The following is a 12,873-nucleotide window of genomic DNA, read 5'->3' as shown; positions in this document are numbered from 1 at the left end:
TCACCCTATCGATAGGGGAATACCCCTCCGTCAGGGCTTCGCCCTGCCACCTCCCCTGCCAGGGGAGGATTTTCGTTTCTCTACTCCCCCTTGCACCAGGCAATACCCCGCCGCAGCAGGTCGTAGAATACCGGCAGATCCCAGGCGCAGCGGTCGATGGTGGGCCACCAGTCGAGGAAGGGCTGCATGTCATAATGGCTGCGACAATGGCCGAGCGTGTTGTAGAGGACCGCGCCTTCGCCCTGCGCCTTGATATACATCACCGGATGTCGGTCCTGCGCCCACTGATGCTCGTCGAAGCCGGTCGCTTCGCCCGCAAATTCAGTGTCGAGCAGGACGTGGAGATCGCCATGCCGCTCCATAAGATACAGCTCGTCGGTCGTTTCGAACGGTTCGATGCCGCGGGTCAGCGGGTGATCGGGGTCGGCGACATCGACCCGGTAGGGGGCGATCGGCGGGTGGGCGATGAACTGGCTGCCCAGTGTTTCCATCATCAGCGGCGCCCAGCGCGGGCTGCCATACAGGCCGTTGTCGAACAGGCGCAGCACCGAATTGGTGCCGTGCAGCGCATACCAGCGGCCACCATCGCGCACCCACTGGCGCAACGCTTCCTGCGCGGGCAGGGGCGGCACGACGTCGCAGGTGTAAGTGATGAGCATGTCGGCGGCGAGGATGGCGTCGAGATGACCATAATCCTCGAACACGCGGGTCCGCACGCGCGGGTCTTCCCCCAGCAGCTTCAACAGCTCCAGCCGGGCGAAGTCCATGTCGTGATAGAGGCCGCCGACGATCAGCACGCAATTGATGCGCGCGGGCTGTGTCTCGCTCATGCTATCGTCCCCGCTTAATATTGCACGCCCTTGGTGATGCCACCGTCGATCAGGATGTTGGCCCCGGTCATGTAGCGGCAGGCGGGCGAAGCGATAAAGGCGATCGCCTTGGCCAGTTCCTCGCCCGTGCCCATCCGGCCGAAGGGGATCTGCTGGAGGATGCCGTCATGGAAATCGGTCATATTCTTCTTGATATAGGCCCAGGGGCCATCGTCGGTGTAGATGGGGCCGGGCGAGATGCAATTGACGCGCAATCCCTGTGGCGCATGCTTCTGCGCCAGCGCGGCGCTGTAGTTGATGACCGCCGCTTTCAGCGCATTATAGGGCTGTGGCCCCATAAACTCCTCCAGCGCGCCGGTGGACGACATGGTGACGATGGACCCGGCATCGGACTGTTCGAGTGCGGGCAGCGCCGCGTGGATGCCGCGCACCAGCGGCAAGATGTCGCCGTTCAGCACCGTGGTCCAGGCTTCGGGCGTGTCCTCGCCCGGATTGACCGAGACGAAGGAAATGAAAATGTCGCAGCCGCCCAGTTCCTGCGCGGCACTGCTGACCCAATTGGGAAACGCTTCCGCATCGGTGACATCGACCGACGCGCCGATGCCGCGCACGCCGAGCGCTTGGACCTCGGCGACGACATTATCGACCTTGCCCTGGGTGCGGCCGCATAGCGCAACGTCGCAACCTTCGGCGGCCAGTACCTTGGCGACGGCCCGGCCGATGCTGGCGTTGGCGCCTGCGAGAATGGCTTTGCGCCCCTTCAGACCAATGTCCATGACGGCATCCTTTCCTGTTCACACGGTATTTACCCGCCTGTTTATCGGCAAAGGGGCGGCGCTGCACTGGCAAAAGCGTCAGGGGCGTTAGCGCCCCAGATATGACCCTTAGCGATTGTAAGAGGGGACGGTGCGGCTTTTGCCGTTATGCTGCGGCCCAAGAACGGAGGGTATATGGGGACGGATGCGATCAAAGTAGCGGACCATGTCAGGGCGCATGCCGCCGCGACGCCCGACGCCATCGCCCTGATTTTCGAAGGGCGCGAGACCGGCTATGCCGCGCTCGACGCACAGGCGAGCCGGGTGGCGAACGGCCTGATCGCGGCGGGCTATGGCGTGGGTGATCGGATCGCCTATCTCGGCAAGAATCGCGACGACTATTTCGGGCTGTGGCTGGGCGCGGTGAAGGCGGGGCTGGTGATGGTGCCGGTCAACTGGCGGCTCGCCCCGCCGGAGGTTGCCTATATCCTCGCCGACGCGCGGCCGCGACTGATCGTCGTGGAACCGGAGTTTCTCGACCGGGTGGCAGACAGCGCGGCGGCGATCCTGCTGGCCGATGCGGGCGAGGGGCATCCGCTCTTTGCCGACTGGCGCGACGCGCAGGACGCTGCCGATCCGCACCGCGATGTCGGCTATGACGAGGCGGTGCTGATGCTCTACACATCGGGCACCACCGGCAACCCCAAGGGCGCGATGCTGTCCAACCGCAGTCTGCTTGGCCTGCGCGCGTCGGTGCCGTCGGCTAAGCTGCCCGACTGGTATCGCTGGACGGCGCAGGATGTGTCGCTGATCGCGATGCCGATCTTCCATATCAGCGGGTCGGGCTGGGGGCTGTGGACCTTGCAGCATGGCGCGACCGGCGTGGTGGTGCGCGAGTTCGACCCGACGCGGGTGCTGGACCTGCTCGTCACCTTCCGCATTACCAAGATCATGCTGGTGCCGACCGCGCTGCGCATATTGTGCGATCATCCCCAGGCGGCCGACACGGATTTCAGCTTCCTCAAGACCATCTGCTATGGTGGCTCCGCGATCCCGCTCGACCTGTTGCGGCAGGCGATCGCGGTGATCGGCTGCGGTTTCGCGCAAATGTACGGGATGACCGAGACGGCGGGGACGATCATCGGCTTGCCGCCGCAAGATCATGACCCGCAGGGGAGCGAGCGGATGCGCGGCATCGGCGTGCCATTGCCCGGCGTGCGGGTGCGGATCGCGAACGAAGCGGGCGAAACGCTGCCGGTGGGCGAGATTGGCGAGATCATGGTGGCGTCGCAGGCGTGCATGATCGGCTATTTCGACCGGCCCGACGATACGGCGCAGGCGCTGGATGCCGAAGGCTGGTTGCGGACGGGCGACGCGGGCCGGATGGACGCCGATGGCTATCTGTATCTGGCCGACCGGATCAAGGACATGATCATTACCGGCGGCGAGAATGTCTATCCGGCCGAGGTCGAAAACGCGCTCTACAGCCATCCCGCCGTTGCTGATGTAGCGGTGATCGGTGTGCCGGACGCGAAATGGGGCGAGGCGGTCAAGGCGATCGTCGTACCGGTGGAGGGGGAAAGGCCCGATCCCGCCGCGCTCATCGCCTGGGCACGCGAGCGGATCGCGGCCTATAAAGCGCCCAAGACGGTGGAGTTCCGCAGCGACCTGCCGCGCAACCCATCGGGCAAGATATTGCGCCGCTTGCTGCGGGATGATTACCGTTAGAATGTGATGACTTCGGCTTGAAATCCCCAATCTCCGTTCGTTTCGAGCGAAGTCGAGAAACATTGCGCGGCGTTTCTCGACTTCGCTCGAAACGAACGGGTCAGGTTGAAGTCATCGCGCTAAACGATTTGCCGCTAAAACCTGCGATTTCCGGCAGGTTCCGGTTGGGCGGCCACCGCCTATCCTCTCACAAATCAGGATGAGGAGAGAGGTTTTGACCGCCAATTTTACCGGGCCGATCGAGGACCGGATCGCGATCCGCGAATTGCTGGAAACCTATGCCGATGCGGTCAATCGCGTCGATCAGGATCTGTGGGCATCGCTCTGGGTCGAGGACAGCCATTGGGATTTGTCGCATTATCCAGAACTGGGCATCGTGTCGGGCAAGGATGCCATCGTCGCGCTGTGGGCGGGCGCGATGCCGCATTATCCGCAGCTCAGCTTCCTCGTAAATCCGGGAATGATCCGGGTGGATGGCGATAGCGCGCAGGCTCGGGCCTATTTTTCCGAAGTCTATGCCGAGCCGGAGACGGGCAAGGATAAGCGCGCGCGCGCCTGCTACAATGACAAATTGGTGAAGCGGGACGGGCAATGGTTCTTTCAGAGCCGGTCCTTCACCATCATCCACCAGACCTGAGGAGGGCATTTCCGCCCGCTCGCTCTCCATGAGGGGGTGGGAATTGACCCGGCCGCTTGAGTGCGACCGGGTCTTTTTTTTTTTTTTCGTGCGACGGTAACTAAAAAATCCTCCCCTGTAAGGGGAGGAGGACCACGAAATGGTGGAGGGGCGCAGCCCTATCGAGAGGGTGGCACCCCTCCGTCAGGCTGCGCCCTGCCACCTCTCCTAATAGGGGAGGATTATCCCTCAATGCGCGGTCATGCCGCCGTCTATGACGAGTTCGGAGCCGGTCATGAAACTGGCGGCCGGCGCAGCGAGATAGACGATGCCGTCGGCGATTTCCTGCGGCGTGCCCATGCGGCCCAGGGCATGGCCCGCCGATACGGTGGCGCGCGCGGTTTCTTCGTCGGGGAAGGCACCGGTTTCGACATAGCGGGCATAGATGGTGTCCATCATATGCGTGTCGATGCCACCGGGATGGACCGAGTTCACGCGGATCGGCTGCTTGAGCGCGGCATATTCGAGCGCGGCGCATTTGGTGAACAGCCGCACCGCGCCCTTGGACGCGCAATAGGCCGACATGAAGGGCGCACCCGCCAGTCCCCCGACCGAGGACAGGTTGATGATCGACGATCCGCCGCGCCGATCCGCTCCGCTTTTGGCGAGCAGATCGGCCATGGCGCGGGTGCCAAGGAAAATCCCCTCAACATTGATCTGCATACAGTGGCGGAAGGTGGCGAGGCTGGTGTCGGCGATCGCGTCGGTGACCGAAATGCCCGCATTGTTCACCAATATGTCGAGCCGCCCATAAGTGGCATCAACATAGGCCGCCAGCGCGGCCCAGCCATCCTCGTCCGTGACATCGAGCGGGCGATAGTCGGCCGCGCCCGCGACGGTCGCCGTCTGTGCCATGTCGGTGGCGATCACGCGCGCGCCTGCGTCGGCGAGCGCCTGGACGGTGGCGCTGCCGATGCCGCCGCTGGCACCCGTCATCAGGGCGACCGTGCCGGTCAAATCGAAATTGCTCATAAACTATCCTTTGGTTTAGCGCGCGGTCCAGCCGCCATCGACCACGACTTCGCTGCCGGTCATGTAGCTGGCGTCGTCGCTGGCGAGGAAGGCGACGACCTTGCCGATCTCCATCGGCTGGGCGAGCCGCTTGACCGGCGTGGTTTCGGCCATCTGCGCGATAAGCTCCTGCGCGGTCACCGTGCCGTCGCGCTCCGCCCAGCGCTCCATGCCCTTGCGCAAAAGCGGCGTGTCGACGAAGCCGGGATGGACACTATTGACGCGGATCGGCACGCCCGCATCGGCAAATTCGAGCGCATTGGATTTGGTGAACAGCCGCACAGCGCCCTTGGACGCATTATAGGCCGATACTTCGCCCATGCCGACCAGGCCCATGATCGAGCTGATATTGACGATGCTGGAGCCATAGGGCGTGGTCGCGCCGGTGCGGGCGAGCATCGGCTGGAAGGTCTTGGTGCCTAAGAACACCGTGTCCATGTTGAGCGTCATCAGCCGCCGCCACGACGTCAGCTCAATATCCTGCACCTTGCCGGTCAGGTCCGCGCCGACATTGTTGACGAGGATGTCCAATCGGCCATGATCAGCCTCGATGGCGTCGCGCGCGGCCTGCCACGCCGCTTCCTCGGTCGCGTCGAGGCGCAGATAGCGGGCGTTCGGCATCGCCGCGAGAATGTCGATGACGGGTTGGCTGTCGGCCGCGTCCAGATCCGTGATGATCGTGATCGCGCCGTCGGCCGCCAGGCATTGCGCGATGGCATGGCCGATCCCCCTGAGCGCGCCCGATACCAGCGCGACTCGTCCATCCAGTCTTCCCGCCACAGCGATTCCTTTCCCGTTCCGCCCGTCACGCGGGCACGCTTTTTTAACCCGATGCTTGTCTACGCTGCGGGCGCGCGCTTCACCTGCCGTTTTTTGCAGGTTCGCTGCCTGGCCGATACGCGCATCTAGGGCTGACCGGTAGGCGCCGAGCGCGCCATGCCCGGATGCGATTTCAAAAATATAAGCAGGTGAGGGTGAAGCAATGACCAGGATTTTCGCGCAACGATCAGCCTATGCCGTAGCGACGAGCGCCATGGCACTGTCGATGGGCCTCGCCCAACCAGTGTTGGCGCAGGAAGCGGCACCGCAGGCCGCCGCGCAGGAAGGCGGGCTGACCGACATCGTCGTCACCGCCCGCAAGCGTGAGGAAAGTGTGCAGGATGTGCCCGTCGCTGTCACGGCGCTGTCGGCCGAACTGATCCAGCGGCAGGATCTGACCTCGATCGAAAAGATCGCCGCGCGCACGCCCAACCTCAATGTCGGCAGCGCCTCCAACGGGTCGGGTGCGCAATTGACGCTGCGCGGCATCGGCTCATCCTCCACCTCGATCGGCATCGAACAGTCGGTCGCGGTAGTGGTCGACGGGGTCTATTATGGCCAGGGCCGGATCATCAACGAAGGCTTTTTCGACCTGGGCGGCGTGGAAATCCTCAAAGGGCCGCAGGCCTTGTTCTTCGGCAAGAATGCAACGGCAGGCGTGATCTCGCTGACCACCGCCGATCCGACCGCGACGCCGGAGTTCAAGGCGCGCGCCGGTTATGAGTTCAAGGCGCAGCAGGCGCAGGTCGAGTTTGTCGGGTCCGGGCCGCTGACCGATACGCTGGGTGTGCGCGTCGCGGTACGCGCGTCGAAAATGTATGGCGGCTATTATCGCAACGTGTCGACGCCGATCCAATATCCGACGCTCGACATTGCGACCGGCGCGACGGGCTTTTCGGTCGCCAACCCCGCGCCGGAGGAACAGCCGGGCGAGAAGGAGTTGCTTGGCCGCGTGACGCTGAAATGGGAGCCGACCGACCGGCTGACCGCGACCATCAAGCATCCGGTTCCTATAATAAAACCAACAATAATAGCTGGAACTATGTCGCCTATAATTGCCCCAGCGGCGAGAGCCAGCTTACCGGCTATGCCTGCGCGCGCGATTTCGTAACGCACCAGAACAAGCTGCCGGCCGAGTTTGCGGCGCAGATCCCCTATGCCAAGGAAGATGGCAGCCTCTATAATCGCTATAAGAGCTGGGCCGTCACCGCGAACATCAATTATGAGCTGGACGATGTCACGCTGACATCGGTGACCAACTATAATTGGAACAACAACCGCTGGGCCTGCGCCTGCGATTTCCAGTCCAGCACGGCGGGCAACTGGGCGACCGAAAATTCGACCTTCGACGCTTTTTCGACCGAGTTCCGGGCGCTCACCAGCTTCGACGGCCCGGTCAACCTGATGGTCGGTGGCCTGTATCAAAAGACCAAACGGACCTTCGACCAATATATCGTGCTGGGTGGCCTGACCAACAGCGCCGCCGCGTCGGAAGATGAATATCTTGCCACGCGAAAGACCAGCTTCACCGATGGCGAGACGGTCGCCCTGTTCGGTCAGGCGACGTGGAAGATCGTGCCGACGCTCGAACTGGCAGTGGGTGCGCGCTATACCCATGAGACCAAGGACAGCTATTTCACCCAGCCCTATAATAATGCCGGTGTGGCCGCGATCTTCCGTGACCAGAACGACCCCGATGGCCTGGGCGTCATCACCGCCGATCAGACGTTCAACAACTGGTCGCCCGAAGCGTCGATCACCTGGAAGCCTGTGAATGGCATATTAGTCTATGGTGCCTACAAGACCGCCTATAAATCCGGTGGCTTTTCCAACGGCGGCATCAATTCCAAGCTGTCGGCCGATCCGGTCGCCGATCTGACCTTCGATCCGGAACGCGCGCGCGGTTTCGAAGGCGGGATCAAGACGACGCTGGCCGACAATCAACTTCGGTTGAACCTTGGCCTTTACAGCTATGCTTATAAGAATTTGCAGGTCGACTTCTTCAACTCGCCGATCTTCGCCTTCCAGACCTTGACCGCCGACGCACGGACCAAGGGCGTCGAGGTTGATTTCGAATATGCCCCTCGCGCCGTGGCGGGTCTCAATATCCATGGGTCGATCAACTATAGCCGGGCGCGCTATACCAGCTTCCCGCAGGCACCCTGCTATGCCGGGCAGAGCGTCGGCGAAGGCTGCAACATCGTACTGCCGGGCGGCGGCGTGCGGCAGGATCTGAGCGGTAAGCCGCTGTCGGTCGCGCCGGAATGGACCGGGACGATCGGTGCCTCCTATGACACACCGATGGGCAATGGGCTGATGCTCGGCTTGAATGCCGACGTGCGTTATAGCGGCGCCTATCTGCCGTCGGGCTTTGGCAACCCGGACTCGCGCCAGAGCAAATATGCGACGCTGGACGCGGGCATTCGCGTCGGGGCCGAGGATGACCGCTGGCAAGTGGCGCTGATCGGGAAGAACCTGACCAACCGCTTCTATGTGACGGGCGTGGTCGATGGTCCGTCGACTGGCGGCGCATCGGGCGGAGCCATCCCGGCCCATGCCGACCAGTTGGGCTTTGGCACGCTGCCGCGCACCGTCATGCTGCAACTCAGCACCAGGTTCTGATAGGTTGCGCCCCCCGGCCGATGGTCGGGGGCAGCCTTGTTTTGGGAGAGAGAAATGGACCCGCAACGCTATGCCGCCGTCAAGGCGATGGTCGAACAGATTTATGCGCTCACTGGCTCTGGCCAATGGGATGCGGCCGAAGCGATGATGACTGACGATTTCCGCATCGTCGAGGCCGACAGCCTGCCCTTTGGCGGGGAATATCTCGGCAAGTCCGCCTTGCGTGAACTCTATACCAAGGTGTTCAGCTTCTGGGACGATGCGGCGCTGGAGACAGGGGATGTCACGGTATCGGACGATCATGCGATCGTGATGGTGACGATCAAGGCGACGTCGCGCCATAATGGCGAGCGCCTAACCCTGCCGCTATGTGAAGTTTTCCACCTGCGCGGCGACAAATTTTGCGGCATCACCCCCTATTATTTCGACACGGCACTGATCGCGCGGGCGTCCGGCACGCTGATGGCCGATTGAAGGACAAGGAAACGACATGGCTGATCTAACGGGCAAGGTGGCGCTGGTCACAGGTGGCACGTCGGGCATCGGGCGGGCAACGGTGCAGCGGCTCGCGCGCGATGGCGCGCAGGTGATGTTCACCGGATCGAAGGAAGAGGCCGCGGCGACCTTGTGCGCGGAGACAGGCGCGCGCTTCGTCAAGGCGCGGGTGCAGGAGGAAGCGGACTGGGCGCAGGTGGCCGCGCTGATCTCCACCGAGTTCGGCCGACTGGATATCGTCTTCGCCAATGCCGGGACCGAAAGCCAGGACGGCAGCGTCGAAACGATCTCGATGGACGGGTGGAACGGTATCATCGGCGTAAACCAGACCGGGGTGATGCTGACCGCGCGCACCGCGCTTGGCCTGATGCGCGCCAATCCGGGCGGGCCATGTGGGTCGATCATCATCAATTCGTCGATGTCGGCGCATAAGGTGATGGGCAATTATATGGCCTATTCGGTGACTAAAGCCGCCGTGCTGGCGATGGCCAAGTCGATCGCCATCCATTGCGCCAGCGAAAAGCTGCCGATCCGTTGCAACGCCATATTGCCGGGCGTGGTGGAGACGGAAATGATCAGTGCGATCATCGCCAAGTCGCCATCGCCCGACGCCGCCCGCGCCGCTTATGAGGGCATGTCGCCGATGGGCCGCATGGGCCGGGTCGAGGAAATCGCCGCGCTGGTGGCGTTTTTGGGGTCGGACGAGGCGGCCTTCATCTCCGGCGGCGAATATGCGATCGACGGGGCGTCAACGGCGGGCATGACCGGGGTATAGGGTCAACCGGACTCGGCGGCCTGCGCGCGGATCGTATCGATCAGCCAGCGCAGGCCGGGGTCATTGCTGCGCGTGACATGATATTGCGCCATTTCCACCAAGGGCGGGATCGGCACCGGCGGCGGCACGATCGTGATGGCGAAGTTGCGCTGCATCAGATGTGCCAGCCGCCCCTGCATCAGGGTGAGCCAATCGGTTTCCTGTAACAGCCAGGGGAGCATGGCAAAGTTCGGCGTCGTCATCGCCACACGACGCTGGATACCGATCCGGTCGAGAAACGCGTCGCCGAAACTGGGCAGCCGTTCTTCGCCGATCGCTACCAGCACATGCTCATAGGCCAGCATCGTTTCGAGCGTGATGCCATCGACCAGGGCAGGGTGATCGGCCCGCCCCGCCAGCCAGTAGCGGTCCTCCAGCAGAAAATCCGACGGCAGTTCCGGCGTGAGATAAGCCTCCAGCGTGATCAGCAGGTCGATATTGCCGTTGTCGAGCAATTCGATCCGCCTCTGGCTGGGCAACAGCAGTTCGATCCGCACGCCCGGCGCGGTCGAGGCGAGACGGGTGATCATCGGGAAGAGGACGGCGGTGGCAATATAGTCCGACGTCATGACACGGAACGTGCGGCTGGACGTTGCCGGATCGAAATGGCGCGATGTCGCCACCACGCTTTCCATCGTTGCTAACGCCGCCTGCACCTGCGGGACCAGGGTTTCGGCGAACGGCGTTGGATACATGCGTTTGTTGTGCGCAATCAGCAGGTCGTCGCCGAAATAGGCGCGTAGGCGGGAAAGCGCGTTGCTCATGGCAGGCTGGCTCAAATTCACCCGCTCTGCCGCGCGCGATACGCTTCGATCGATCATGAGCGCGTCGAACGCCACCAGCAGATTAAGGTCCAGACCCTTGAAGCGCACATGCCTCTCCATTCACAATATGAATTGAATTGCATCAAAACAATCCTTTTATCAATCGTGGAATTCCGCCCTATAGGCTTGGCACGAGGTCGTCGGTGGACGAACCGACCCACAATATTTGGAGCAGGATCATTATGAGCCGCGTCACTGAAATTCGTTTTGTCGGCTATGCCGTCACCGATCTGGAAGCCGAACAGAGCTTCTACCGCGATGTCTGGGGGCTGAAGGATGTCGGCATGCAGGATGGCATGTTGCACTTCGCGGCCGAGGGGAATGACGAACATCATGTCGTTCGCCTGCGTGCCGCCGAGGACAAGCGCGTCGATGTCATCGCTCTGGCGGCCGACAGCCGCGCCGATGTCGATGCCCTGCATCAGAAGGTTACGGAGGCGGGATGCCAGATCATCTTCGCGCCGCGAGACCTTACCACGCTGGGCGGCGGCTACGGCTTCCGCTTCTTCTCGCCCGATGGCCTGCCGTATGAGATTTCGAGCGACGTCGCGCGCGGCACGGCACGGGAAATGCACCGCTGGGATGGCGTGCCGCAGAAGATCAGCCACATCGTTCTCCATTCGCCCGACCACAAGGCGATGGTGCAATTCTTCGTCGATGTGCTGGGCATGCGGGTCAGCGACTGGCTGGGCGATTTCATGTGCTTCCTGCGCTGCAACAGCGCACATCACCGCATCGCGCTTTTGCCCGGACCGGCCTGCCTCAACCATGTCGCCTATGACATGCTGACGGTGGACGACATGATGCGCGGCATCAGCCGCCTGCGCAAAAAGGGCACCGACATTTTGTGGGGTCCTGGGCGTCATACCGCCGGGAACAACACGTTCAGCTATTTCACGACGCCCAATGGCTTTGCGGTCGAATATACGTCGGAACTGGAAGAGGTGGATTTCGAGCATCATGTCGATCAGGTCCATGTGCCTGGACCGACCGTGATGGACCAGTGGGGCGTTGGCGTCGGCGGACCCCAGACCATGCCCCATCCAGAGGCCGACAAGGGCCTGTTTCAGCCAGTAGAGGTATAAGCCATGGCTTTGTTTGAATATTTCCCCAACTATATCTGGAACCTGTCGGTTTCGATCGCGCTGGAAAGCGGCGGCAAGATCGGCGAAATCGTCGATATGTGCCAGCCGATCCGTGACGCGGCGGCCTCCGGCGCGGATGCGGGCACGCCCCAATTCATGGCCCAATGGGTCGCGATGGCCGAGCGGCTGATTGGCTTGGCCGACGAAGATATCGCCGCCGGGCGCGCCTTTTCCGCGTCCGACAAGATGGAGCGCGCCTCGCTCTATCTGTTCGTGGCCGAGCGGATGCAGGGCCATGGCGCTCCGGGGCGCGAAGAAACCTACGCCAAGGCGCGCGACATCTTCGATCGCTCGACGGTGCTAGGTAAGATCAACCGCGAGCGGGTGGAGATCCCGCTGGCGCAAGGCACTATGCCCGCGCTCTACACCCGTGCGTCGGGGCCAGGGCCGCATCCGGTCGTCGTCTATTGCAATGGCCTCGATAGCTGCAAGGAACTGCTCTACTGGTCGAACCTACCCGAAGCACTGGCACGGCGGGGGATTTCGACCCTGAGCGTCGACCAGCCGGGCAGCGGTGAGGCGTTACGGTTGCAGCACCTGCCGGTCGATCCGCATAGCGAAAATTGGGCGAGCAAGGCGGTCGACTGGCTGGAAACCCAGGCCGACGCCGATCCCAAGCGCATCGGCATGACCGGCATTTCGCTGGGCGGCCATTTCGCGCCGCGCGCCGTCGCCTATGAACCGCGCTTCGCCAGCGGTGCCTGCTGGGGTGCCAATCATAATTGGGCCGAGGTGCAGCAGAAGCGGTTGAACCGCGAAGGCGAAAATCCAGTCCCCCATTATTGGGCGCATGTCATGTGGGCGTTCGGTGCCGAAACCATGGAGGACTTCCTGGAAAAGGCGAAGGATATGAACCTGAACGGCGGCCATATGGATGGCGTGAAGGTGCCTTTCCTGGTCACCCATGGCGCGAAAGACCGGCAGATCAGCGTCGATTATGCGCAGGATTGCTATGACCAGCTCATCAATTCGCCGCGTCGCGAACTCAAGCTGTTCACCGAGCGGGAAGGCGGAGTCGAGCATGTCGGTGCCGACAATATGAGCTATGGCTGCGACTATATCGCCGACTGGTTCGCCGACACGCTGAATGGCCACGCTGGCTAAGCGGCGGATCATCGCAACATGATAAATGCGACGGCGGGCCATGATCCCGC

Annotated in this window: 12 protein-coding genes and 1 pseudogene; 8 read left to right on the top strand and 5 right to left on the bottom strand. The window is 62.6% G+C overall.

Annotated elements, in window-relative coordinates; genetic code table 11:
* Positions 1–80 precede the first annotated feature (80 nt).
* Together BF95_RS16840 and BF95_RS16835 are read right to left on the bottom strand one after the other, a co-directional pair.
* On the bottom strand, positions 81–830 hold the full coding sequence (locus tag BF95_RS16840; protein WP_043152764.1) for a ThuA domain-containing protein: 750 nt from the start codon (positions 828–830) through the stop codon (positions 81–83).
* A 14-nt stretch (positions 831–844) separates the two neighbouring features.
* Positions 845–1,606 (bottom strand): SDR family NAD(P)-dependent oxidoreductase, encoded by a 762-nt coding sequence (locus tag BF95_RS16835; protein WP_043152763.1) that lies wholly within the window; start codon positions 1,604–1,606, stop codon positions 845–847.
* Between the two features lie 174 nt (positions 1,607–1,780).
* Between BF95_RS16835 and BF95_RS16830 the strand changes: the two genes are divergently transcribed.
* Positions 1,781–3,313 (top strand): long-chain-fatty-acid--CoA ligase, encoded by a 1,533-nt coding sequence (locus BF95_RS16830; RefSeq protein ID WP_043152762.1) that lies wholly within the window; start codon positions 1,781–1,783, stop codon positions 3,311–3,313.
* A 214-nt stretch (positions 3,314–3,527) separates the two neighbouring features.
* Positions 3,528–3,950 carry a nuclear transport factor 2 family protein gene (locus BF95_RS16825; RefSeq protein ID WP_200866994.1) on the top strand — a complete coding sequence of 141 codons (423 nt, stop codon included), beginning with the start codon at positions 3,528–3,530 and terminating at the stop codon, positions 3,948–3,950.
* 228 nt (positions 3,951–4,178) lie between these two features.
* Here the strand turns inward: BF95_RS16825 and BF95_RS16820 are convergent, their stop codons facing one another.
* Together BF95_RS16820 and BF95_RS16815 are read right to left on the bottom strand one after the other, a co-directional pair.
* Complete coding sequence (locus BF95_RS16820) at positions 4,179–4,961, bottom strand: SDR family NAD(P)-dependent oxidoreductase (RefSeq protein WP_043152758.1); 783 nt, start codon at positions 4,959–4,961, stop codon at positions 4,179–4,181.
* 15 nt (positions 4,962–4,976) lie between these two features.
* Positions 4,977–5,780 carry an SDR family NAD(P)-dependent oxidoreductase gene (locus BF95_RS16815; protein ID WP_043152757.1) on the bottom strand — a complete coding sequence of 268 codons (804 nt, stop codon included), beginning with the start codon at positions 5,778–5,780 and terminating at the stop codon, positions 4,977–4,979.
* 202 nt (positions 5,781–5,982) lie between these two features.
* On the opposite strand from BF95_RS16815, the pseudogene BF95_RS30760 reads away from it, so the two are divergent.
* The 4 genes and pseudogenes from BF95_RS30760 to BF95_RS16800 all read left to right on the top strand — a co-directional run.
* Positions 5,983–6,420: pseudogene (locus tag BF95_RS30760) on the top strand (TonB-dependent receptor plug domain-containing protein); the annotation flags it as partial.
* A 362-nt stretch (positions 6,421–6,782) separates the two neighbouring features.
* Positions 6,783–8,441, top strand: a complete 1,659-nt coding sequence (locus BF95_RS16810; RefSeq protein WP_327195476.1) for a TonB-dependent receptor — start codon at positions 6,783–6,785, stop codon at positions 8,439–8,441.
* 54 nt (positions 8,442–8,495) lie between these two features.
* Positions 8,496–8,915 (top strand): nuclear transport factor 2 family protein, encoded by a 420-nt coding sequence (locus tag BF95_RS16805; RefSeq protein ID WP_043152754.1) that lies wholly within the window; start codon positions 8,496–8,498, stop codon positions 8,913–8,915.
* Between the two features lie 16 nt (positions 8,916–8,931).
* Positions 8,932–9,711, top strand: coding sequence for an SDR family NAD(P)-dependent oxidoreductase (locus BF95_RS16800; protein WP_043152751.1), 780 nt, complete (start codon positions 8,932–8,934; stop codon positions 9,709–9,711).
* A 2-nt stretch (positions 9,712–9,713) separates the two neighbouring features.
* Here BF95_RS16800 and BF95_RS16795 read toward each other — a convergent pair whose 3' ends face one another.
* Positions 9,714–10,622 carry a LysR family transcriptional regulator gene (locus tag BF95_RS16795; protein ID WP_043152772.1) on the bottom strand — a complete coding sequence of 303 codons (909 nt, stop codon included), beginning with the start codon at positions 10,620–10,622 and terminating at the stop codon, positions 9,714–9,716.
* Between the two features lie 134 nt (positions 10,623–10,756).
* On the opposite strand from BF95_RS16795, the gene BF95_RS16790 reads away from it, so the two are divergent.
* Positions 10,757–11,659 carry a VOC family protein gene (locus BF95_RS16790; RefSeq protein ID WP_043152748.1) on the top strand — a complete coding sequence of 301 codons (903 nt, stop codon included), beginning with the start codon at positions 10,757–10,759 and terminating at the stop codon, positions 11,657–11,659.
* Between the two features lie 3 nt (positions 11,660–11,662).
* Positions 11,663–12,823, top strand: a complete 1,161-nt coding sequence (locus tag BF95_RS16785; RefSeq protein WP_043152745.1) for an alpha/beta hydrolase family protein — start codon at positions 11,663–11,665, stop codon at positions 12,821–12,823.
* Positions 12,824–12,873: the final 50 nt, after the last annotated feature.

It is taken from the genome of Sphingobium sp. Ant17, from assembly GCF_000588875.1.
Taxonomy (GTDB): domain Bacteria; phylum Pseudomonadota; class Alphaproteobacteria; order Sphingomonadales; family Sphingomonadaceae; genus Sphingobium.
Note: the sequence above shows the minus strand (reverse complement) of the source record. Positions and strands in the feature narration are given on the sequence as shown.

Bases quoted from the DNA above. Each gene is read 5' to 3' on its own strand.
- BF95_RS16840 (WP_043152764.1), bottom strand. From the start codon at position 830: ATGAGCGAGACACAGCCCGCGCGCATCAATTGCGTGCTGATCGTCGGC.
- BF95_RS16835 (WP_043152763.1), bottom strand. From the start codon at position 1,606: ATGGACATTGGTCTGAAGGGGCGCAAAGCCATTCTCGCAGGCGCCAAC.
- BF95_RS16830 (WP_043152762.1), top strand. From the start codon at position 1,781: ATGGGGACGGATGCGATCAAAGTAGCGGACCATGTCAGGGCGCATGCC.
- BF95_RS16820 (WP_043152758.1), bottom strand. From the start codon at position 4,961: ATGAGCAATTTCGATTTGACCGGCACGGTCGCCCTGATGACGGGTGCC.
- BF95_RS16810 (WP_327195476.1), top strand. From the start codon at position 6,783: ATGGGAGCCGACCGACCGGCTGACCGCGACCATCAAGCATCCGGTTCC.
- BF95_RS16805 (WP_043152754.1), top strand. From the start codon at position 8,496: ATGGACCCGCAACGCTATGCCGCCGTCAAGGCGATGGTCGAACAGATT.
- BF95_RS16800 (WP_043152751.1), top strand. From the start codon at position 8,932: ATGGCTGATCTAACGGGCAAGGTGGCGCTGGTCACAGGTGGCACGTCG.
- BF95_RS16790 (WP_043152748.1), top strand. From the start codon at position 10,757: ATGAGCCGCGTCACTGAAATTCGTTTTGTCGGCTATGCCGTCACCGAT.
- BF95_RS16785 (WP_043152745.1), top strand. From the start codon at position 11,663: ATGGCTTTGTTTGAATATTTCCCCAACTATATCTGGAACCTGTCGGTT.